Source organism: Enterobacter sp. DTU_2021_1002640_1_SI_PRY_ASU_LCPMC_013 (assembly GCF_032389435.1).
Taxonomy (GTDB): domain Bacteria; phylum Pseudomonadota; class Gammaproteobacteria; order Enterobacterales; family Enterobacteriaceae; genus Enterobacter; species Enterobacter hormaechei_C.
In genome coordinates, this window is the sequence record NZ_CP135594.1 from 3,320,351 (window position 1) to 3,341,818 (window position 21,468).

Genomic DNA, 21,468 nt, shown 5'->3' on the forward strand with positions numbered 1-21,468 from the left:
CATGCACCTGCTCCCAGAACAGGCCACTCGCCATGCGGTTTCCATTCCCGAGCTGCTCGTCAGCCGTGATGAGAGACAAGCGCGGCAACATGCCTGGCTGACGCGCCATCTCACTCCACTGGTCTCCTTTACCGTGATGGCGCCCGGCCCGATTAAAGACAGCGAGCTTACTCGCCGAATCTTCAATCACGGCGTAACCGCCCTGCTCGCCGTGGCGAAAAAAGCAGGCTGGTCTGTCAGGGAACAGGCTGCACTGGCCTCAGCCAGTGGGCCGGAAGGGTTCCTCGCCATTGAGGCGCCGGCCCGCGATCTCAAGCTCGCCACGATCGAGCTTGAGCATCAGCATCCGCTGGGACGTTTATGGGATATCGATGTGCTGACGCCGGAAGGCGACATTCTGTCCCGCCGTCATTTTTCGCTTCCTGCCCGCCGCTGCCTGTTGTGCGAGCAAAGCGCCGCTGAATGCGCCCGGGGGAAAACCCACGCGCTTTCCGACTTACTTATTCGCATGGAGGCGCTGCTGCATGATGCCGATTCCAGCCACATCAACTGATTCCGCCGCCATTCCTCAGACGCTGCTTGACGCGTACGCCCTGCTGGCGTGGCGCGCCATGCTGACTGAAGTCAATTTATCTCCCAAGCCGGGTCTGGTCGATCGCATTAACTGCGGCGCGCACAAAGACATGGCGCTGGAAGATTTCCATCGCAGCGCGCTGGCCATTCAGGGCTGGCTGCCGCGTTTTATCGAATATGGCGCGAGCTGCGCGCAGCTGCCGTCAGACGACGTACTGAAAGGGCTACGTCCATTAGGTATGGCCTGCGAAGCCGACATGTTTCGCGCCACTGCCGGCGTTAACACGCATAAAGGCAGCATATTTTCCCTGGGACTGCTCTGCGCCGCCATCGGACGCCTGCACCAGCAGCGTTCCCCGATCACACCTGCAAACATCTGCTCGACCGCCGCAACATTTTGCTGGGGTCTGACCGAGCGTGAACTGCGACAGAACAATCAACAACTCACCGCAGGTCAACGCTTGTACCAACAGCTGGGGTTAACTGGCGCGCGCGGCGAAGCCGAAGCGGGTTACCCGTTAGTGATCCGCCATGCTTTACCACACTACCGCGCATTGCTGGGGCAGGGGCGCGACCCCGAGCTGGCGCTGCTCGACACCCTGCTGCTGCTGATCTCAATGAACGACGACACCAACGTCGCATCACGCGGCGGCGCGGAAGGCCTGCGCTGGATACAACAGCAGGCGACAACATTATTACGGCAAGGAGGCATACGTTCTCCTGCCGATCTTGAACATCTCCACCGGTTCGATCAGCAGTGTATTGCACGCAACCTCAGCCCTGGCGGCAGCGCCGACTTGCTGATCGTCACCTGGTTTTTAACCGCCCTCACCAGGGTACCTGTTTATGTGAAATAATAAAGATGTATCAGGAGTTAATTGTGTTAAAAGAATACCGTAAGCACGTAGCTGAACGTGCAGCCGAGAGGATTGTGCGCAAACCCTTAGATGCAACCCAAATGGCCGCGCTTGTCTAGCTGCTGAAGAACCCGCCTGCGCGCGAAGAAAGAGTTCCTGTTAGACCTGTTATCGCCCCAGGGTGGCTTCCCTCAGCATCAGGGGTCAATCGCTGATTAATGCCCTAGTAAATGATCAGAGGAGAAGAAAACTATGCGTTCCGCTTCATCGAGGTAATGTACCAGAAAAACCGCAACTGAAAATGGCGCAACAACTACCACTCGATTTCTACCGGATACTGAAGATGAAGAATAAATCCCTGCTAAATCAATGGGTCGCTGACGTTAGTGAGGGTGGACTCATTGACCTTCATCGTGTTGAAGTGGGGATAGAAGCTGATGCCACAGTGATAAGCGAAGCATGTATTCTCAGATACGAGTTTTTACCTGTAATGTTTAGTTAATCGGCATATGCATTAATTGTCAAATGCAGAAACATGATAATAGACTGAACCTGAGCATTAAACCAGTTGTCACACGGTGATCTAATTCTGACTATATCACTATCCTCTTCCTGTAAAGCGGACAATGTGAGGAGCGTTTAGGTCTGCTACGAGCGACAGCGGACCTTCAACTTCAAGAGAGCTGTCTGATTATTTTGCGCTAAAATTACATATTTTTTCCAATAGAGTACCTTTTCCAAGGCGACGAATTCCCGTTAAGGTTTGAGGTGAGTAGACCGCCGTTTAACCGGACGGTCCCCTCCTCAGAACCGGACTTACGGAACTACCGCATCCGACTCCCGACAGATCAGTGTCCCCACACATATTCAGCGAGAATGGAACATTGACTGGGTTCTCCATCGCGATGAATATCCCAGCATTTTCAGGATCAGATCCAACTTTTCCCATGTCGCATGTCGCATGTCGCAAGCCACACAAACTATCACCTGACTTGCTTGAACTGTGGACAGTAAAGTGATGCCTAAAACATTGTTGTCATCAATATAGTTAAACACCACTTATTCATCACACATAACCCTACAATGCCTATAGAAAATTTTTACGCACAGCAACCGTAATCGCATGTCAGTTTTGATTTCTGGGGTTATGTTAAGTCATTGAGAATGATTTCCTATTTTAGGCATACCTTTAGGCATAGCTAAAAAATACGAATTAAATTAAAACAATTAAATCATAAAGTTATCACCTAAAGTTTTTTCCTCTCGTGCCGACCAAAACTACACAAAAAAACCAGCCGCTTATGGCTGGTTTTTTATTGCCTGTCTCCGCATGCGCAATGCTTAGTGTTTTTCACGCCCACCGAGAAAGAAAATCCCCAGCGGAATCGCCAGCAGGACGGTAAACACCAGGCTGTAAACAAAGATCATCGCCGATTGCAGGACAAACATGCTGGTTGTCCAGGCAGAGAGCGGGATGTTGTACTGCTCAATCACACCGACAATGGTTGCTCGCCCCACGCATGCAGCAGCAATCATAAACACAACCAGTAACGCCAGCAGGAACTTGCGGCCTTCAGCTGTCTTCAGTTTTTCCCGTACCATCTCCCCTCCCTTTACAGATGAATAACAATAATTAACGCGTAAAATAACACGATCGCCGCACCGACTCCACTACAGCATTAAACACCAATAAATGAATATAAAAGCAGTGCATTACTCCGTTTAAAATGAAAATGTGAGTAAATTACGCCAACCATTCACGTGATATATGTTAGTCTTTCCAGGATCGTTTTAACAAAAAGGAATGACAGTGAAAAACGCACCTAAATTTGCCATCGCCCTCATCGCCGCTGCGTGCGCCAGCAGCAGTGCTTTCGCCAGCGAAACCCGGAAAGAGCAGCCGCTGGAAAAAGTTGCTCCGTATCCGCAAGCGGACAAAGGGATGAAGCGCCAGGTTATTCAGCTCCCGGCTCAGCAGGATGAAGCAAATTTCAAAGTTGAGCTGTTAATCGGCCAGACGCTGGAAGTGGACTGCAACCAGCATCGTCTGGGCGGCCAGCTGGAAAGCAAAACGCTGGAAGGCTGGGGCTATGACTACTATGTCTTCGACAAAGTAACCTCGCCAGTCTCCACCATGATGGCGTGCCCGGACGGCAAGAAAGAGAAGAAATTTATTACCGCGTATCTGGGTGATAACAGTCTGCTGCGCTATAACAGCAAGCTGCCGATCGTCGTATACACGCCGGAAAACGTGGATGTGAAATATCGCGTATGGAAGGCGGATGAGACGGTAGGACAAGCGGTAGTTCGTTAAAAATAAGTCGGGTGGCGCTCTCGCTTACCCGACCAGGAAAGGGTGCGTTCTGGTGCCCTCACCCCAGCCCTCTCCCTCAAGGGAGAGGGGGCCGTCTTTGTGGGGAACCCTCAGCCCACCGGGAGAGGGAGAAAACACTAAAAACGGTAACGGATGTTACCGTTTTGCGTTTACCTTACAGCGCGATATCCGCTACCGGCTTGCTTTCCGCCTGAGGCTTCAGCTCTGCCTTTGGCGCAGAATCCGCAGCCTGCGGTTTGACGTATTGTAGTTGCAGAACGCGGCTGGTGTATTCCAGCTCTTGTTCCGTGGCTTCAACGTTACCGTTCAGCTTCGTACCGTAGGATGGAATAATGGTTTTCAGCTTCGCCTGCCATTCCGGGCTGGATACTTTATCCTTAAACACTTTTTCCATCAGGTGCAGCATGATTGGCGCAGCGGTAGACGCCCCCGGAGATGCCCCCAGCAGCGCGGCAATGGTGCCATCCTTATCGCTTACCACTTCGGTACCCAGGCGCAGCACGCCGCCCTCTTTCGGATCGCGTTTGATAATCTGCACGCGCTGACCCGCCTGCCACAGACGCCAGTCTTCTTTCTTCGCCTGCGGATAGTACTCTTTCAGCGCCTCGAAGCGTTCTTCATCAGAGAGCATCACCTGGCTAATCAGGTATTTCACCAGATCGAAGTTATCCAGCCCCACGTCCATCATTGGCTTAACGTTTGACGTCGTGGTCGCGCTCAGCAGATCCCACAGGGAACCGTTTTTCAGGAATTTGGTGGAGAATGTGGCGAACGGCCCGAACAGCACTACGCGCTTACCGTCCAGCATGCGGGTGTCGATATGCGGAACGGACATCGGTGGTGCGCCCACAGAGGCCTGACCGTACACTTTAGCCAGATGACGGTTAACCACTTCCGGGTTTTCCGACACCAGGAACTGGCCGCCGACCGGGAAGCCCGCGTAGTCGTCCGCTTCCGGAATACCGGACTCCTGCAACAGTTTCAGCGCCGCGCCGCCCGCACCGATAAACACGAACTTCGCCTTAATCACATGCTCGGCTTCGTTGTTTTTCAGATCGGCAACGGTCACGCTCCAGCTGTTATCCGCGTTGCGCTTGAAACCACGCACTTCGGAGCTGAGTTGCAGGTTAAAGTTCTCTTTTTTCTTCAGAGAGGACACCAGCTGACGGGTGATTTCACCGTAGTTAACGTCTGTACCAATTTCAGTGCGGGTCGCCGCTACTTTCTGGTTCGGATCGCGGCCTTCCATGACCAGCGGCGCCCACTCTTTGATTTGAGCGTGATCTTCAGAGTATTTCATCCCGCGGAAAAGCGTGCTCTGTTGCAGGGCAGCGTAGCGCGCGCGCAGGAAGTTGACGTTTTGATCGCCCCACACAAAGCTCATGTGCGGTACGGTGTTGATGAAGGAGTGTGGATTGTGCAACACACCGCTGTTCACCTGGTGAGACCAGAACTGACGTGAGATCTGGAACGCTTCGTTGATCTCTACCGCCTTCTCGATACTAATGGAACCGTCCTTTTTCTGCGGCGTATAGTTCAGTTCCATGAGTGCCGAGTGCCCCGTCCCGGCGTTGTTCCAGCCGTTAGAGCTTTCCTGTGCCACGCCATCGAGGCGCTCGACCATGGTCATGGACCAGTTCGGCTCTAATTCCTGAAGATACGTTCCCAGCGTGGCGCTCATGATGCCGCCACCAATTAAAAGGACATCCGTTTCCTGCTCTTTTGGTGCGTCAGCCTTCGCCGCCATCGAGACGACGTTCAGCCCCACGGCCAGAGAAAAGAGCACGGCAGTCATTTTTTTCATCATTTATGCCTTAGTTGAATAGTGCTTGATGCGTGGAAATTACAGGTGAAACACGCTGCGGTGGCACGGTAGCAACTTTTAAATATTGTTTAAAGGTTACGAAATTATTGTAATTGTGAAATTTAATGATGGATTGTTTGTAGGGATTTGGCAGACAGGCTGGCACCCGACGATTTTCCTGGCTATCATGCTGCACTTTGTGATCGCGCGCACGGAAGCCTGCCCCTACCAGCGAATTGTTATGTCATTACCCCACTCGTCTGTACCTCAAGAAGGCCATGTCGCCACTGTTTTACGTTCGCCTCACCGTCTGATGCGCGAAACCCTGGCCGGTGTGATTACCGCGCTGGCGCTGATCCCGGAAGTGATTTCGTTTTCCGTGGTCGCGGGCGTGGATCCGAAAGTGAGCCTTATCGCCTCCGTGGTGCTCTGTTTCGCCCTTTCCCTGCTCGGCGGGCGTCCGGCCATGGTGACGGCGGCGGCAGGTTCCGTCGCGCTGGTGATTGGGCCGATGGTCCATCAACACGGCGTACAGTACATTCTGCCCGCGGTGGTGATGGCAGGCGTGATTCAGATCCTGTTCGGCGCGCTGGGTATGGCGCGGCTGATGCGCTTTATTCCCCAGTCGGTGATGACCGGGTTTGTTAACGCCCTTGGCATTTTGATTTTCTTTGCCCAGGTGCCCCATTTCTGGAGCCGAAGCCCGCTGATTGTGGGCCTGTTCGTGCTGACACTGCTGATTGTGCTGTGGGTGCCACGCTATATCAAAAGCGTGCCTTCTCCGCTGATTGCCATTGTGCTGCTGACTTTGTTCACCGCCACCAGCGGGCAAATCCTGCCGACGGTAGGGGATGAAGGTTCCATGGGCGGCGGTTTGCCGGGCTTTACGCAACTGCTGGTGCCGCTCAATCTGGAAACCCTGAGCATCATCTGGCCGTGCGCGCTCAGTATCGCTTTCGTTGGCCTGCTGGAATCCTTGTTGACGGCAAAACTGGTTGACGAGCTGACCGCTACCCCCTCCAGTAAACGCCGCGAGAGCATCGGGCTGGGCGTGGGCAATATTATGGCCGGGTTCTACGGCGGCATTGCGGGCTGCGCGATGATTGGGCAGACCATCGTTAACGTGGAGATGGGGAAAGGCAGAAGCCGTATCTCCACCCTTGCGGCGGGCATCGTACTGCTGGTGCTGGTTACGGCGCTCAGCGAGGTGATGGCCAAAATTCCGATGGCGGTACTGGCGGGAATTATGGCCATTGTGGCCGTCAAGACCTTTAGCTGGCATAGCGTTCAGCCCGGAACGCTGAAAAACGCGCCGGTGGCTGAAACCGTCGTGATGCTGGTGACGGTTGTGGCAACGGTTTTCACCGGCAACCTGGCAATTGGCGTGCTGGGCGGGATTATGATGATGTTCATCCTCCCTGCCCGACTTAAGCAAAAAGCGCTGGCTACAGAAGAAAAATCGTCGCCAGTCCAAGAAAAATAAAGAAACCGCCGGTATCGGTAATGGCGGTGATCATCACGCTCGATCCCACCGCGGGGTCGCGCCCCAGCCGGGTCATGGTCAACGGGATAATCACGCCCATCATCGCCGCCACCAGCAGGTTCAGCACCATTGCCAGCATCATGACCCCGCCCAGCGCCATATCATCATACAGCCACCAGGTAATGCCGCCCATGATGCCGCCCCAGACCAGGCCATTAATCAGCGCGACGCCCATCTCCCTGAAAATCAGCCACGAAAAATTACCCGGCTGAATGTTTTCCAGCGCCAGGGCGCGAACGATCATGGTGATAGTCTGGTTGCCGGTGTTCCCGCCGATCCCCGCCACAATCGGCATCAGCGACGCCAGGGCCACCAGCTGGGAAATGGTATGTTCGAAGCCGTCAATAACGCGGGACGCCACGAACGCGGTGCATAAATTGATGGCGAGCCACGCCCAGCGCGTTTTGACGGCCTTGCCGACGGAGGCATGAACGTCATCTTCGGCACTAATCCCGCCAAGGGCACGCAGGTCGTTATCGGTCTCTTCATAGACCACGTCAACGATCTCATCGATGGTCAGACGCCCCATCAGCTTGCCCACCGAATCCACCACCGCCGCGCTCACCAGGTCATCACGTTCGAAGGTACGCGCCGCTTTTTCGGCATCGTCTTCCGGCGAGAAGACCATCGGCTCGGTTTCCATGACCTCACTCACCCGCTGCTGGGTGCTGTTCAGCAGGATCGTTTTCAGCTCCAGCTCCCCGAGCAGGGTTTTATCCCGCGAGGTGACGAACAATTTATCGGTGTTGTCCGGCATACTGCCCAGGCGACGAAGATAGCGCTGCACCGTACCCAGGGTGACGTCCGGGCGCACGGTGATGACGCCAAACTCCATGATCGCGCCGACGCTGTTTTTCTCGTAGTGCATCACCTGACGCACGCGCGCCCGCTCTTCCGCAGGCAGGGAAGCCAGCAGGCGTCCGGTCAGGTTGCGCGGAAGATGCTGAACGAGGTAAATCTGCTCATCGATATCCAGCGTTTGCAGGGCGTCAAGAATGTCCCGGTCGCTCATCTCATCGATAAGGTCATCCCAGACGTTTTCCGAGGCTTCAAGCAATACCTGACCGCGCTCGTGATCCTGCACCAGCCGCCACAGGGCGTGGCGCTCTTCGGAAGGCAATGCCTCCAGGGTGTCCGCCAGGTCCGGGGGCGGTAAATGTGCAACCAGCGCACCTACCTCAGCAATATCGTCGGCCAGCGTGCCGACATCATATTGCTCAGCCAGGGTTAGCTTACCCAATAACGTTGACGTAACCGCTTTATCGGTCGTCAGGAGCCAGATGAGCCGCGCACGCTCCTGGTCACGCTGCCTGGCGCTGTTTTTCTTTAATACCGACATCAATCATAAATCCATTAAATGAGTTGGCGTTAAGCATAGCGCGGGGATATGTAAATAAGAATAAACGGCGGGTCGGGATGGAGAAAAAAACGGCATATATGAAAAATTAGTGTGCCGGGCGCCACCCGGCACAATTGCAATCAGGCCGTACGCGCCACCGCGTCCCGTGACGCCGCATCACGCTCATCGCCGGTCAGCTCGCTCAGCTTGCCGTCGCGCATCTCCAGCAGACGGTCGGCGTGAATGAAGTAGTGATCGTCATGGCTGATGGCAAAAATGGTTTTTCCCATCGCCTGCATCAGCGGCAGCAGTACCTGATAAAACTCGCGACGGAAGTGCGGGTCCTGATCGGCGGCCCACTCATCCAGCAGGATGATGTCGCGCTCTTCGGCCAGAGCCAGCAGCAGCGCCACGCGTTTCTTCTGCCCTTTCGACAGTTTGAGATTCAGGATTTTGCCATCCTGAAGCTCCAGCTTGTGCGACATTTGCAGGTGCGCAAGCCACTTCTCCACCAGCGCCGGATCCGCCTGCTGCCCTTCCGGTCCCAGCAGCCGGTCGAACAGCCAGACGTCGGTAAATACCGCCGAGAAGAGCTTGCGGTAGTCCTCCGGTTTCTCCGCGCTCAGCGCTTTACCATCCAGCAAAATTTCACCCGCCTGCGGCTGGTAGAGGCCCGTCAGCAGCATCGCCAGCGTGGATTTGCCGCTGCCGTTGCCGCCGATAAGGAACAGCAGTTCGCCGCGATGAATGGTCAGGTTTATCGGCCCTACGGAGAAGGCGTTATCCTGATAGCGGAAGGTAACGTTACGCAGCTCCAGCGTTTGCCAGTTCGGGAAGGCCTGCGGGCGCGGGAACTCAGCCTTAAACGGCGCAAGGTCGAATTTCTTCAGCTTGTTGAAGGCCACCTGAGCGCTCAGCAGCGTTGGCAGTGCGCCAACGGCCGACAGCAGCGGCGTGCGTAAAAACAGCAGCGTCAGGGAGTACGTTGCCGCCACGTTGGTATCCGCCCACCCCAGGCTATTCGCCATCCAGAACACCAGGCCAATGGCGCCCAGCATCATGATGTTGGACCAGTTCACGGCGCTCAGGTGGAACGTATCGGCGCGAATAATGTGATGACGATATTCGTGCGCATCCGGGATATAGAGATGGTTGAAGATATGCTCGGCACGCTCGCGGTTCAGCGTCAGCTCTTTGCGCCCTTCCAGCACCGTCTGATAATCGTTATAGAGCTTGTCTTCCGTTTCGCGCAGCACCGCCATGTGCTTATAGACGCGTGATACCAGCAGGAATCCGCCCCAGATGGTAATAACAATCCACAGCGCCGTTACCGCCAGCATTTTGCTGGAGAGCCAGGCGAGATAGGCTGCCGAGCCAAATGTCAGGATGATCCCCTGCACCAGCTCCGGCAGGCGCACAAAGGCGATGGTAATGGCGCGCACATCGCTGGTCAGCCCCGCCAGCAGAGAGGCACTTCCCAGCTGCTCGATGCGTTCCACCTGAGTATCAAGGATCCGTTTGATGAACTCACTGCGCAGACGGAAAACGAAATGGTGGCCGAGGGCGGTCAGCGCCAGCTGTGACCCGAGCGTGACTGCCATCAGCAGCAGCAGTAACCCCAGAAATTCCGGCAGGACGGAGAGTGACGTGTCGACCATTTCGATCAAACGCACGTTAATGAAGGCAATCAGGCCGATCCCCAGCGCCGCGCTGGCAAGGCTTAACGCCATCACCGCGATAAAAGGCCAGCGATACTGCCGCCAGACAAGAAGAAGTAGTTGCATGCAGAGCAATCCGGACAAGAAAAATCAGCCAGCAGTGTAAACTGCCTTTCACACACATCAAGAATAATTCTTATTTTTATTCTCTGTATGCCGCCTGACGGAACGTGAGGTTGTAGCGAAACGCCCCCGCCACCGGGTGATCGCCAGGTTTAAGCGGCTGAATACCGTGGTAAAAAAGCCGTGATTCACCGCCCCAGACCACCACATCACCATGCTCCAGCATCAGCCGTTTGAGCGGGTCGTTGCGCCGCAGGCCGCCAAACTGAAAGACAGCGGGCAGCCCAAGGGATACCGAGACAATCGGCGCGCGCAGGTCCGGCTCGTCCTTATCCTGATGCAAGGAGAGCTTTGCCCCAACGGCATAGCGGTTGATAAGACAGGCATCGGGTCGAAAATCAGGATATCCGGCCGCCACGGCGGCAGCATGACACAGCGCCTGAAACGCCTCCGGCATCGGCGGCCACGGCTGATCCGTCAGCGGATCGTTCGCGGCATATACATAGCCCCGCTCATTCGTCGCCCATCCCAGTTCGCCGCAGTTGGTCATCGCCACGGACATGGTATACCCGCCCGGCGTAACCATATGGCGAAATGGCGAACAAGCGGTAACGGCATCAATACCGTCGAACAGCGCCGCCGCGCGGGAAAGCGCGAAGCGTCTCAGGATCGTCGCCCCCGGCGCGAGCGGCTCGTGCCAGGGTTCAGCATCAGCAAAAAGATCGAGCATTATCCCTCCGGGTTGTTCGCCTCACGTTTCAACAATAGCATCTTACGCGCTGCGCCCCAGCGATAACCCGACAGCGCACCGTCGTTACGCACCACGCGGTGGCAGGGGATGACTATCGCCAGTTTGTTGGCACCGCAGGCCCCCGCCACGGCACGTACGGCATTGGGTTTACCAATGGCCTTCGCCACCTGCTGATAGCTTGCCGTTTCACCGCAGGGGATATCCCGCAGCGCCTGCCAGACCTGCTGCTGGAAGGCGGTACCACGGATATCCAGCGGCAGCGTCAGCGGCGTCTCGCGGCTGTCGACAGAGGCAATAACCTGCCGAACACGCCCGGCAAACGCGCCTTCCATCGGTTCACGGACGGCAAGCGGAAACAGTGACAGCAGCTCAGCCGTCAGCCCGGCGGCGTCATCACCCAGCAGTATTGCGCAGATCCCGCGCTCGCTTTCCGCCACCAGACAGCGGCCCAGCGAGCAGTCACTGATGGCATAGCGGACCGCAGCCTCTCCGTTGCGGTACTGTTTTGCCGTCATGCCCAGCGCGCCGTTGGCTTTACGGTAGTAACTGCTGCCGTCCGGAAAGCCAGCGGCCAGTACGGCGTCGGTGATTTTACCGCCCTGTGCAAGCAGGCTGCGCAGGCGTTGTTCACGCGCGGCCTGCTGCCATGCTTTCGGCGTCATGCCGGTGACGGATTTAAACAAGCGGTGGAAATGGAACGGACTCATGGCAACCTGCTGCGCCAGTGCCTCCAGGTTCAGCGCGGCATCCTGTTCAAGCAGTCGACAGGCCAGCGCAATGTTGGCCTTTTTCTGCGCCATAGGGTCGACCTGGTCCGGCCTACAGCGCTTACAGGGGCGGAAACCCGCCTGCGCTGCCTGGTGAGCATCAGGATAAAAGCAGACATTTTTACGCAGCGCGTGGCGGGCGCGGCAGGACGGACGACAATAAATGCCGGTCGTCTGCACGGCAAAGACAAACTGGTTATCCGCACGCGGATCGCGGGCCAGTACGGCCTGCCAGCGATCCTCATCGGTAAGATAGGTTGTGTTTTTCATTATCGGCTCCTCTTACAAGCATACGCTCAGCTTGCCTGAACGCCACCGAACAAAAACCCGCAACCTTGCTTTTTAATTTTTTTCGCTCACCAGGAAGCTGTTGAACTGCGGCGAACTCCAGGTTTTAAATCCGTCAGCCTCTTTGGTGATCATATAGACGGCCAGCCCTTCCTGACGCACCACCTCTTTGGCCTTCTCCGTGCCGAGCACCATCAATCCGGTATCCCAGGCATCCGCTTCCAGCGCGGTTGGGGCTATCACCGTTACGGACACCAGGTTGTGGGTAATCGGGCGTCCGGTTTGCGGATCAATCACGTGCGAGATACGTTTGCCATCCAGCTCGTAATAGTTGCGGTAGCTTCCGGAGGTGCTTATACCGTGCCCGTTGATGTCGACAATCGCCTGCACCGCGTTCTGCTGATCGGTTGGTTTTTGGATGGCCACTCGCCACGGCCTGCCGCTGGCGTTCATGCCCCGGCTGACGAGCGCGCCCCCGACGGAAACCAGATAACGCGGAATACCTTCCTGCGCCATCAGGGCCGCGAGATGATCCGCAGCATACCCCTCGCCTACCGTGGAGAGATCCACAAACAGGTCGGGAATATCTTTTTGCAGGTATTGCTGACCGTACTGGGAGATCACCGCCAGATGCTGTAACCCCGTACGGGCGCGGGCGTCGTCGATGGCGGCTTGATCGGGTGTAGTCACCGGCTGCTTGTTGGGGCCAAATCCCCACAGGTTCACCAGCGGCCCCACGGTCACATCCATTGCGCCGTTGGTTTTGTAGCCCACGCGCATGGATTCCGTGACGATATCGGCCATCGCTTCGCTCACCGGCCACAGCGAGGTGCTGCTGGAGCGATTGAAACGCATCAGCGCTGAGTCATTTTTATAGGTAGAGAGTAGCTGATCGTCGGCATCCAGCTGCGCCTGAATTTTACCGCGTAATTCTTCAGCGCGGGATTTATCAATATCAATCACGCTGACGCGCCAGAAGGTCCCCATGGTTTTCCCTTCCAGCACCGTCGCGGCGGGTGCGTCGATTTTTGTGGGCTGTGTGGAAGAGTCACACGCGGTCAGGAGTAAAAAAGTCGCCAGAACGCTGGCGCGTAAAAAAGTCATATCCATTGGTTATTATCCTCATGCCAGGGCGGCAAGAGTACACTAAAACAGCGTATTTGTAAGACCCTAAAAAAGCATGAAAAAAGGGGCCTGTCGGCCCCTTTGTCGCTGTATGAGCAATTAGAACTGGTAAACCAGACCCAGCGCGACGATATCGTCAGTACCGATACCTGCTGCGCGAGTGAAGTCGTTCTCATCAACCAGGTTGATTTTGTAATCAACGTAGGTGGACATGTTTTTGTTGAAGTAGTAAGTCGCGCCAACATCAACATATTTCAGCAGATCCTGGTCGCCGTAGCCGTTTTCCAGGTCCTTACCTTTAGATTGCAGGTACGCCACGGATGGACGCAGACCGAAGTCGAACTGATACTGCGCAACCACTTCGAAGTTCTGCGCTTTGTTAGCCCAGCCCAGGTCGCCCGCACGGGTCGCGTTGTAAGTCTGAGTATACTGTGCAGCCAGGTAGATGTTGTTCGCGTCGTATTTCAGACCACCGGTATAGGTCTCTGCGCGATCGCCTTCACCGTAGTAGCCCGCAGCGTTCTGGTCAGCAGTACGTTTAGAACTGGTGACTGCCGTACCGATAGCGAAGCCTTCGCCCAGATCGTAGGTCAGAGAGCCGCCGTAGCCATCACCGTTCTGACGCAGCGCGTCACGACCGTTGTTGGTCTGGCCTTCGCCGCTTGGGCTGCCGTTTTTACCCTGGTACTGCAACGCGAAGTTCAGACCATCAACCAGACCGAAGAAGTCCTGGTTACGGTAGGTCGCGAAGCCGTTACCACGCTGCTGCATGAAGTTGTCAGAACCGTAGGTATCGCCGCCGAATTCCGGCAGAACGTCGGTCCATGAAGTCACATCGTAAACAACGCCGTAGTTACGACCGTAGTCGAATGAACCCGCATCCGCGAATTTCAGACCTGCGAACGCCACACGCGTCCATGAGTTGTTTTCGTTCTCACCAGAGTTACCCTGGATCTGGTATTCCCACTGGCCGTAACCGGTCAGCTGGTCGTTAACCTGAGTTTCGCCTTTGAAGCCCAGACGCATGTAGGTCTGGTCGCCGTCTGCACTGTCGTCATCAGAGAAATAGTGCAGACCATCCACTTTACCGTACAGATCTAATTTGTTGCCGTCTTTGTTATAAATTTCAGCCGCATTTGCTGCGCCTGCCACCAGCAGAGCTGGTACCAGGAGGGACAGTACTTTAACTTTCATTTTATTAACCCTCTGTTATATGCCTTATTATTTACCACTGCTTACTGGTCAACCCTCTTAACCAGTCGGCAAGTTCATTCTCCTCAAAAATGCAGAATAATCCAACAGGAATATGATACGAAAACTTTGAAGATGTTTCACTTTACCATCAACATGTTTCAATTTGTAAATTTGAAGGAACTTTTACAGAGCATAAATAGTTTAAAAATATAGCACGGATAATCAAAACAAAAATATATTCTATTTAATACAAGTGATTAGCTTAAAAAACAGTACAGCACTGAATGACAAAAAAATTCCCTTCAACACCACTAAAATAACTCTCGCTATCATCATTAACTTTATTTATTACCGTCATTCAGTTCTGAATGTCTGTTTATCCCTAATTGAACCGGATGCTTCGCATTCGGTTTTTTTTTACCTTTCTTTACGTCAGCCTACATTTTATGTGCTACCCCTCAGAAATGATAACGACTATTAACTAAATCCAGCATCCGGCTTTCGCTGAATTCTTTTTTATGCTATTGAAATTAATTTCTTGTTTATTCGTGCTATTTTCCTGCCGGTGCGATCGCGTATTTATACATTTCACGGGGTTTTGTACACCTTTCATCCGGGGACGTTGAAGCCGGTTACCCGGATAAAAAGTCAAGGTCATACCGTTAACGACGCTGGAAATTCAGTTATTACCCTTTATACTGCCCTATCCCATTACCGCGCGGCCATTACGGGTTAAACACATCGATGAGTCAGACTGAAACTACCGCCCCGAGCAAATTCTCCCTTCTACCGGGCAGCATCACCCGTTTCTTTCTTCTGTTGATCGTTGTGCTGTTAGTCACAATGGGGGTGATGGTTCAGAGCGCCGTTAATACCTGGCTTAAAGATAAAAGCTATCAAATCGTCGATATCACCCATGCGGTGCATAAGCGCATTGATACGTGGCGCTATGCGACCTGGCAAATCTACGACAATATCGCTGCCGCGCCTGCCACCTCGTCAGGCGAAGGGTTGCAGGAAACGCGCCTTAAGCAGGATGTGTATTACCTTGAAAAACCGCAGCGCAAGACGGAAGCCCTGATTTTCGGCTCGCACGACAGCGCAACGCTTGAGATGACGCAGCGGATCTCCTCCTATCTGGATACCCTGTGGGGCGCCGAGACCGTACCGTGGTCAATGTATTACCTGAACGGTCAGGACAACAGCATGATCCTGATCTCGACCCTGCCGCTTAAGGATCTCTCCTCCGGCTTTAAAGAGACCACCGTTGGCAGTATTGTGGATTCCCGTCGGGCAGAAATGCTGCAACAGGCCAACGCGCTGGACGAGCGAGAAAGTTTCTCGTCACTACGCCGTCTTGCCTGGCAGAATGGCCACTACTTTACGCTGCGAACCACCTTTAACCAGCCGGGCCATCTGGCGACCGTGGTTGCCTTCGACCTGCCGATTAACGATCTCATCCCACCGGATATGCCGCTGGACAGTTTCCGTCTGGAGCCAGACAACAGCACCCAAAATATGCGCACGCCGTCGGATAAAGAAGGCGCGGACAGCGTAGCGATCTCCTTTAATGGCTCAAAGATTGAGATTGCCTCATCGCTCAACTCAACCGGTATGCGTCTGGTGTGGCAGGTGCCGTTTGGCACCCTGATGCTTGATACTCTGCAAAACATTCTGCTGCCGCTGTTGCTGAATATTGGCCTGCTGGCGCTGGCGCTGTTTGGCTACAGCACCTTCCGTTTCCAGTCGGGCCGCCAGAGCGACTCGACGTCGGTATCAGCCGGGACCAGCAACGAGTTGCGCATTCTTCGTGCCCTGAATGAAGAGATTATTTCCGTGCTGCCGCTTGGGGTGCTCGTTCACGACCAGGAGGCTAACCGCACGGTAATGAGCAATAAAATTGCCGATCACCTTCTGCCGCATCTTAACCTGCAAAATATTACGGCCATGGCGGACCAGCACCAGGGCGTTATTCAGGCCACCGTTAATAATGAACTGTATGAGATCCGTCAGTTCCGCAGTCAGGTCGCCTCGCGCACGCAAATCTTCATCATTCGCGATCAGGATCGCGAAGTGCTGGTGAATAAAAAGCTCAAGCAGGCGCAAAGGCTGTACGAGAAAAACCAACATGGCCGCGCGGCGTTTATGCAAAATATTGGCGATGCCTTTAAACAACCGTTGAAGTCACTCGCCACGCAGATTGCTGATCTGAGCACGCCGGAAAGCCGACAGCTAAGCAGCCAGGCCGACTCCCTGGTTCGTCTGGTGGACGAAATCCAGCTTGCGAACATGCTGGAAAATGATATCTGGAAGGGCACCCCTACGCTCTTCTCCATCCAGGACCTGATTGATGAGGTGGTGCCGGAAGTCCTGCCGGTGATCAAGCGCAAGGGACTCCAGCTGCTGATCAACAACCATTTACCGGCCAACGACGAACGTCACGGCGATCGCGATGCCCTGCGTCGCATCCTGATGATGTTGATACAGTATGCCGTCACCACGACGCAGATCGGCAAGATCACCCTTGAAGTCAGCACCGATGAGTCCACCGACGATCGTCTGACGTTCCGCATTCTGGATACGGGCGAAGGCGTCACAGTGAGCGAAATTGATAACCTGCACTTCCCGTTCCTGAACGATACCCAGCGCGACCACTACGGTAAGGCGAATGCCCTCACCTTCTGGCTTTGCGATCAGCTGGCGCGTAAGCTGGGCGGTCATCTGAACATTAAGGCCCGCGAATCCCTCGGCACCCGCTACTCTTTACACGTGAAAATGGCGGCGAATCCCCAGGAAGAGGATGAAGAGCGTCTGCTGGACGATGTGGTGGTGATGGTGGATGTGACCTCCAGTGAGATCCGAAATATCGTCGTTCGTCAGTTGGAAAACTGGGGGGCGTCCTGCATTACCCCGGACGAAAGGCTCGCGAGTCAAGAATTTGATCTATTTTTAACTGATAATCCGTCTAATCTTACTGCCTCAGGCTTGCTTTTAAGCGATGATGAGCCAGGCGTGCGGAAAATCGGCCCTGGGCAGCTGCGCGTCAACTTTAATATGAGCAATGCAATGCAGGAAGCTGTATTACAACTGATTGAAGAGAATCTGGCGCAGGAAGAGATCCTGGAGTCACCGTTAGGCGGCGATGAAAATGCCGAACTCCATGCCAGCGGATATTATTCGCTCTTCGTTGATACAGTACCAGATGATGTTAAGCGGTTGTATACTGAGTCCGCTGCGCAGGATTTTGCAGCGCTGGCACAGACAGCACACCGGCTTAAAGGGGTGTTTGCCATGCTTAATCTGGTTCCCGGCAAGCAGTTATGTGAAACGCTGGAACATCTAATTCGTGAGAAAGATGCCTCTGGCATTGAAAAATACATCAGCGACATTGACGCTTACGTCAAGAGCTTGCTGTAGCAAGGTAGCCTTATACATGAACAATATGAACGTAATTATTGCCGATGACCATCCGATTGTACTGTTCGGTATTCGCAAATCACTTGAACAGATCGAGTGGGTGAATGTAGTCGGTGAATTTGAAGATTCCACAGCCCTCATTAACAACCTGCCTAAACTTGATGCGCACGTGCTCATTACCGATCTCTCCATGCCTGGAGATAAGTACGGTGATGGGATCACGCTCATCAAATACATTAAACGCCACTTCCCGGACATTTCGATCATTGTTCTGACCATGAACAATAACCCGGCGATCCTGAGCGCCGTTCTGGATCTCGATATTGAAGGGATTGTGCTGAAACAAGGCGCACCTACCGATCTGCCAAAAGCGTTGGCGGCGCTACAGAAAGGGAAAAAATTCACTCCTGAGAGCGTCTCACGCCTGCTTGAAAAAATCAGCGCGGGTGGTTATGGCGACAAGCGTCTCTCGCCTAAAGAGAGTGAAGTTCTGCGTCTGTTCGCTGAAGGTTTCCTGGTCACTGAAATCGCCAAAAAGCTGAACCGCAGTATTAAAACCATCAGTAGCCAGAAAAAATCCGCGATGATGAAGCTGGGTGTGGATAACGATATCGCCCTGCTGAACTATCTCTCTTCCGTGACGCTGAGCGCAACGGACAAAGATTGATCTTCGCTGTCTACGCCGGGTGGCGCTCGCGCTTACCCGGCCTACAGCCGCCGGAGAAATAAAAAAGGCCCTTTCGGGCCTTTTTTATTGTCTCGCTTTTCGTACCCGCTCCGCATACACGGACAGCGTCTGCTTCAGTACATCCAGCGTGACCGGCTTCGACAGGCAGCTGTCCATTCCTGACTCCAGACAGCGCTGCTTCTCCTCCGCCAGCGCGTTGGCTGTCACCCCGACCACCGGCAGCGTCAGCCCCAGCTGTCGGATACGCTGCGTCAGACGGTAGCCGTCCATGTTAGGCATGTTCACATCGCTGAGCACAATATCAATATGGTTCTTACTTAAGACATTCAGGGCATCCACGCCATCATTGGCCGTTTTACACTGATAGCCCAGAGAGCCAAGCTGATCTGCGAGCAGACGACGGTTAATTGGATGATCGTCGACGACCAGAATCATCATATCGTCGTTCACCGACGCCAGCTCATCAGGGGAAGCCAGCACGGTGGCGCCGTCGTTGTCCTCAAGCTGCACGCTGTAAATACGCGCCAGCAAGCCCAGCAGCTCGTGCGGTGTCGCCACGCTGTGCACCCATACCCCAGGCGAACGCTCAAGCGGAATACCGATATGACGGCGGCAGAACATCACTACGCCCCGCCCCGCCCACGCCTGCTCCGGCTCAACGTCGGTGATCAGCATGTCATCCGCGTCCGGCGTCTGGCCTTCGTAGCGTGAAACCCGCACGCCGCTGCTGGTCAGCATCGAGGTCAGGAAATCATGTAAGGAGGCGTTGTGCACCGCCAGCCAGCAGTGCTTATCGCTCAGCCCGTCGACGGTGGTTTTCGCCGGATAGTGCGCCGAATAGAGCGGAATACGAATGGTGAACTGGCTGCCCATGCCTGGCTCTGTATCGACGGAGATATCTCCATCCATCATACTGATAAGCTTCTCGCAAATCGCCAGACCTAGCCCGGTCCCCTGGAAATTACGCTGGACGCCGGTTCCCACCTGGAAGAACGGATCGAACAGGCGAACGACCTCTTTCGCCGGAATGCCAACACCCGTGTCGCGCACGCGAATGGTCAGGTACTCCCCTGCCCGACAGACGTGCAGCACAATACAGCCGATATCGGTGAATTTGATGGCGTTGCTCAGCAGGTTTGAGATGACCTGTTGCAGACGCATCGGATCGCCATGCAGCGTCAGCGGCACATCCGGCTCGATAAAGCAGTACAGCCCAAGCTGTTTACGCACCACCAGCGGCAGGTAGTTAGCGCAGATATGGTTCATCACTTCGCGCGGGGAGAACTCGCGCGGCTCTATTTTCAACTGCTCGGATTCAATTTTAGAGAAATCGAGAATATCGCTGATGATTTTCAGCAGCAGGCTGGACGAGTTGTTCATGGCCGTCACCAGCCGGTCGACCCCTTTCGGCAGCTCTTTGGTCTGGAGCAGGTCGAGGTTACCGATAATGCCGTACAGCGGCGTTCGCAGCTCATGGCTGACGGTCGCGAGGAACATCGATTTCGACTGACTGGCCTGCTCCGCCGCCTGCGCCATATCCTGCAATGACTCTTCCATTTTCACGCGCGCAGAGACGTCCACCAGCACGCAAATGGCCACGTTTTCATTGCGGTAGCGAGAATGGACGAAGCTGATTTGCAGGTTGGTGTGGGTGCTGGTCAGCACATCCACAAAGTTAACCTGCTGACCGCAGATGATCTGCGTTAACCGCTGGCGGTCTTCATGCGTGAGCATGTTCAGGTAGTTATGGGCAAGCTCGTTACTGAGGATATTTGTCCCGTCCTGAGTACGCAGGATGCAGATCCCCACCGGCGCCGAGGCGACAATTTTACGGTTAAACTGCTCATGCTCTTCCAGACGCTGAGCATCCGCTTCCGCCGGAATAAAGATCCGCCGCTCATACATTCTCGCCAGCATAAACAGCGCGACGCCTACCGCGATGTTCAGCAAAATGGCGTTAAGGATCAGGATGCGAATGCGCTCCAGGACCTTGTCCACCGGCAGCGAGTAGACAATGCTCAGCGACGATGGCGGTAAACTTTTCTTCAGCACCAGCTCGCGGAACCCGGAGGTATAGCCAAACCATGACCGCTCCTGCATCCAGCTGGGTTCCACCTTCAGGCGGTTTTCAGGCCCGGTAAGGGAGATGAGCGGATGGCCGTTTTCATCCAGAATGGTCACGCCCATCGGCAGACTGCCCGGCGTGAAGAAGTTTTCCATACGGATGGTTTGTTCAATCCCCAGCAGCGCTTGCAGGCGGTTTCCGAGGTAAACCGGAGTCAGGGCATAGAAATAGCCGACGCCCATGCGCGGCCCCTGGCTTATCCAGAAGATGTTGTTCCCGCGCTCTTCCTGAGGCGCATTGCGGTATTTCACTATACGCTCATGCAGACTTTTCAGCGCGTCTTCGCGTTCGACGGGCATATCCCGCAGGCCGAAATCCGCCATGCAGAGATTTTCGTTGCCAATCAGGTAGACACGGTTCAGATCGTAGGCGGCCGAGAAATTATCGCGCCAGTAGCGCATAAACCATGAGAGGGACTCCAGTGAACCACGCCAGGCTTTGCTCATGGCGGAACAATCGGAGTCCGGGAAGAGCGGTTCGAAATCAGGTACTTCGGTTTTTTCATCCCGACCGCGGATAGCAAGAATGCCGTTCTCCGCCGTGAGTCGATTCTCAGCAATATACTTAAGCTCTTTCATCACGTCAGACGTGCGCTGGATATAGCGCTGAGCCTGATCCGAGCTTAAGTTAAACTCCTGGCGGATCTCCGCTTCTTTCTGGTGTAACGCGTTAACGATGTAAAACACCGAGAGCAGTGCCACCAGCAACCATAGCAGTAGCGCAAGCGCCCGAAACAGATAGCGAGAGACTTTTAACGTGGTACGAAAGGAGACGAGGTATTTCAAAGGGGCGAGGCTCCGCCGTCGGGGTCAAAAAGAATGTGGTTAAGGTAGCGGTAAACGCGGCTTGTCGCAACGTTCACTTGTCTGCTTGCGCAAAAC

The 21,468-nt window shown here is 54.6% G+C and carries 15 protein-coding genes and 1 pseudogene; 7 read left to right on the forward strand and 9 right to left on the reverse strand.

Translation table 11 applies throughout. The features are described 5' to 3' along the window. The first annotated feature begins 1 nt into the window (after position 1). From citX to RS584_RS23425, 3 genes and pseudogenes are all read left to right on the forward strand, one after another. Positions 2-553 carry a citrate lyase holo-[acyl-carrier protein] synthase gene (gene citX / locus RS584_RS15905; protein WP_315748321.1) on the forward strand — a complete coding sequence of 184 codons (552 nt, stop codon included), beginning with the start codon at positions 2-4 and terminating at the stop codon, positions 551-553. Continuing rightward, positions 525-1,430: a triphosphoribosyl-dephospho-CoA synthase CitG gene (gene citG, locus RS584_RS15910; RefSeq protein WP_315748322.1), complete on the forward strand. Its 906-nt coding sequence runs from the start codon at positions 525-527 to the stop codon at positions 1,428-1,430. The genes citX and citG overlap by 29 nt, the downstream gene beginning before the upstream one ends. 23 nt (positions 1,431-1,453) lie before the next feature. Continuing rightward, positions 1,454-1,546: pseudogene (locus RS584_RS23425) on the forward strand (hypothetical protein); the annotation flags it as partial. 1,225 nt (positions 1,547-2,771) lie between these two features. Here the strand turns inward: RS584_RS23425 and RS584_RS15915 are convergent. Continuing rightward, complete coding sequence (locus RS584_RS15915; protein WP_148384292.1) at positions 2,772-3,032, reverse strand: DUF2534 family protein; 261 nt, start codon at positions 3,030-3,032, stop codon at positions 2,772-2,774. Positions 3,033-3,234: 202 nt separating this feature from the next. Between RS584_RS15915 and eco the strand changes: the two genes are divergently transcribed. Further along, positions 3,235-3,744, forward strand: coding sequence for a serine protease inhibitor ecotin (gene eco, locus RS584_RS15920; protein ID WP_032103230.1), 510 nt, complete (start codon positions 3,235-3,237; stop codon positions 3,742-3,744). A gap of 175 nt (positions 3,745-3,919) precedes the next feature. Here eco and mqo read toward each other — a convergent pair whose 3' ends face one another. Then, entirely contained in the window at positions 3,920-5,569 is a 1,650-nt protein-coding gene (gene mqo / locus RS584_RS15925) for a malate dehydrogenase (quinone) (protein ID WP_252010754.1), read from the reverse strand. A 187-nt stretch (positions 5,570-5,756) separates the two neighbouring features. On the opposite strand from mqo, the gene RS584_RS15930 reads away from it, so the two are divergent. Further along, entirely contained in the window at positions 5,757-7,052 is a 1,296-nt protein-coding gene (locus tag RS584_RS15930) for a SulP family inorganic anion transporter (protein WP_315750000.1), read from the forward strand. On the opposite strand, the gene mgtE is transcribed toward RS584_RS15930, so the two are convergent. The 6 genes from mgtE to RS584_RS15960 form a co-directional block, all read right to left on the reverse strand. Beyond that, positions 7,015-8,451 carry a magnesium transporter gene (mgtE, locus tag RS584_RS15935; RefSeq protein ID WP_006811337.1) on the reverse strand — a complete coding sequence of 479 codons (1,437 nt, stop codon included), beginning with the start codon at positions 8,449-8,451 and terminating at the stop codon, positions 7,015-7,017. The genes RS584_RS15930 and mgtE overlap by 38 nt on opposite strands. Before the next feature lie 140 nt (positions 8,452-8,591). Further along, complete coding sequence (locus RS584_RS15940) at positions 8,592-10,235, reverse strand: multidrug ABC transporter permease/ATP-binding protein (RefSeq protein ID WP_017383408.1); 1,644 nt, start codon at positions 10,233-10,235, stop codon at positions 8,592-8,594. A gap of 76 nt (positions 10,236-10,311) precedes the next feature. Then, positions 10,312-10,962: a DNA oxidative demethylase AlkB gene (alkB, locus tag RS584_RS15945; RefSeq protein WP_315748323.1), complete on the reverse strand. Its 651-nt coding sequence runs from the start codon at positions 10,960-10,962 to the stop codon at positions 10,312-10,314. Further along, on the reverse strand, positions 10,962-12,020 hold the full coding sequence (ada, locus tag RS584_RS15950) for a bifunctional DNA-binding transcriptional regulator/O6-methylguanine-DNA methyltransferase Ada (RefSeq protein WP_315748324.1): 1,059 nt from the start codon (positions 12,018-12,020) through the stop codon (positions 10,962-10,964). Before ada ends, alkB begins: the two co-directional genes overlap by 1 nt. 72 nt (positions 12,021-12,092) lie before the next feature. Then, positions 12,093-13,148 carry an FAD:protein FMN transferase ApbE gene (gene apbE, locus RS584_RS15955; RefSeq protein ID WP_315748325.1) on the reverse strand — a complete coding sequence of 352 codons (1,056 nt, stop codon included), beginning with the start codon at positions 13,146-13,148 and terminating at the stop codon, positions 12,093-12,095. A 114-nt stretch (positions 13,149-13,262) separates the two neighbouring features. Beyond that, entirely contained in the window at positions 13,263-14,357 is a 1,095-nt protein-coding gene (locus tag RS584_RS15960; RefSeq protein ID WP_039270334.1) for a porin OmpC, read from the reverse strand. A 744-nt stretch (positions 14,358-15,101) separates the two neighbouring features. Between RS584_RS15960 and rcsD the strand changes: the two genes are divergently transcribed. After that, a complete protein-coding gene (gene rcsD, locus RS584_RS15965) occupies positions 15,102-17,774 on the forward strand; it encodes a phosphotransferase RcsD (RefSeq protein ID WP_017383411.1) in 2,673 nt (890 codons plus the stop codon). Positions 17,775-17,790: 16 nt separating this feature from the next. Next, entirely contained in the window at positions 17,791-18,441 is a 651-nt protein-coding gene (gene rcsB / locus RS584_RS15970) for a response regulator transcription factor RcsB (protein ID WP_003859405.1), read from the forward strand. A gap of 84 nt (positions 18,442-18,525) precedes the next feature. On the opposite strand, the gene rcsC is transcribed toward rcsB, so the two are convergent. Further along, on the reverse strand, positions 18,526-21,372 hold the full coding sequence (gene rcsC, locus RS584_RS15975; protein WP_047741413.1) for a two-component system sensor histidine kinase RcsC: 2,847 nt from the start codon (positions 21,370-21,372) through the stop codon (positions 18,526-18,528). Between the last annotated feature and the right edge of the window lie 96 nt (positions 21,373-21,468).

Coding starts and splice junctions, on each gene's coding strand:
- rcsB (WP_003859405.1), top strand. CDS start 17,791: ATGAACAATATGAACGTAATTATTGCCGATGACCATCCGATTGTACTG.
- citG (WP_315748322.1), top strand. CDS start 525: ATGATGCCGATTCCAGCCACATCAACTGATTCCGCCGCCATTCCTCAG.
- rcsD (WP_017383411.1), top strand. CDS start 15,102: ATGAGTCAGACTGAAACTACCGCCCCGAGCAAATTCTCCCTTCTACCG.
- RS584_RS15930 (WP_315750000.1), top strand. CDS start 5,757: ATGCTGCACTTTGTGATCGCGCGCACGGAAGCCTGCCCCTACCAGCGA.
- RS584_RS15940 (WP_017383408.1), bottom strand. CDS start 10,235: ATGCAACTACTTCTTCTTGTCTGGCGGCAGTATCGCTGGCCTTTTATC.
- mqo (WP_252010754.1), bottom strand. CDS start 5,569: ATGAAAAAAATGACTGCCGTGCTCTTTTCTCTGGCCGTGGGGCTGAAC.
- eco (WP_032103230.1), top strand. CDS start 3,235: ATGACAGTGAAAAACGCACCTAAATTTGCCATCGCCCTCATCGCCGCT.
- mgtE (WP_006811337.1), bottom strand. CDS start 8,451: ATGTCGGTATTAAAGAAAAACAGCGCCAGGCAGCGTGACCAGGAGCGT.
- ada (WP_315748324.1), bottom strand. CDS start 12,020: ATGAAAAACACAACCTATCTTACCGATGAGGATCGCTGGCAGGCCGTA.
- alkB (WP_315748323.1), bottom strand. CDS start 10,962: ATGCTCGATCTTTTTGCTGATGCTGAACCCTGGCACGAGCCGCTCGCG.
- citX (WP_315748321.1), top strand. CDS start 2: ATGCACCTGCTCCCAGAACAGGCCACTCGCCATGCGGTTTCCATTCCC.
- RS584_RS15960 (WP_039270334.1), bottom strand. CDS start 14,357: ATGAAAGTTAAAGTACTGTCCCTCCTGGTACCAGCTCTGCTGGTGGCA.
- apbE (WP_315748325.1), bottom strand. CDS start 13,148: ATGGATATGACTTTTTTACGCGCCAGCGTTCTGGCGACTTTTTTACTC.
- RS584_RS15915 (WP_148384292.1), bottom strand. CDS start 3,032: ATGGTACGGGAAAAACTGAAGACAGCTGAAGGCCGCAAGTTCCTGCTG.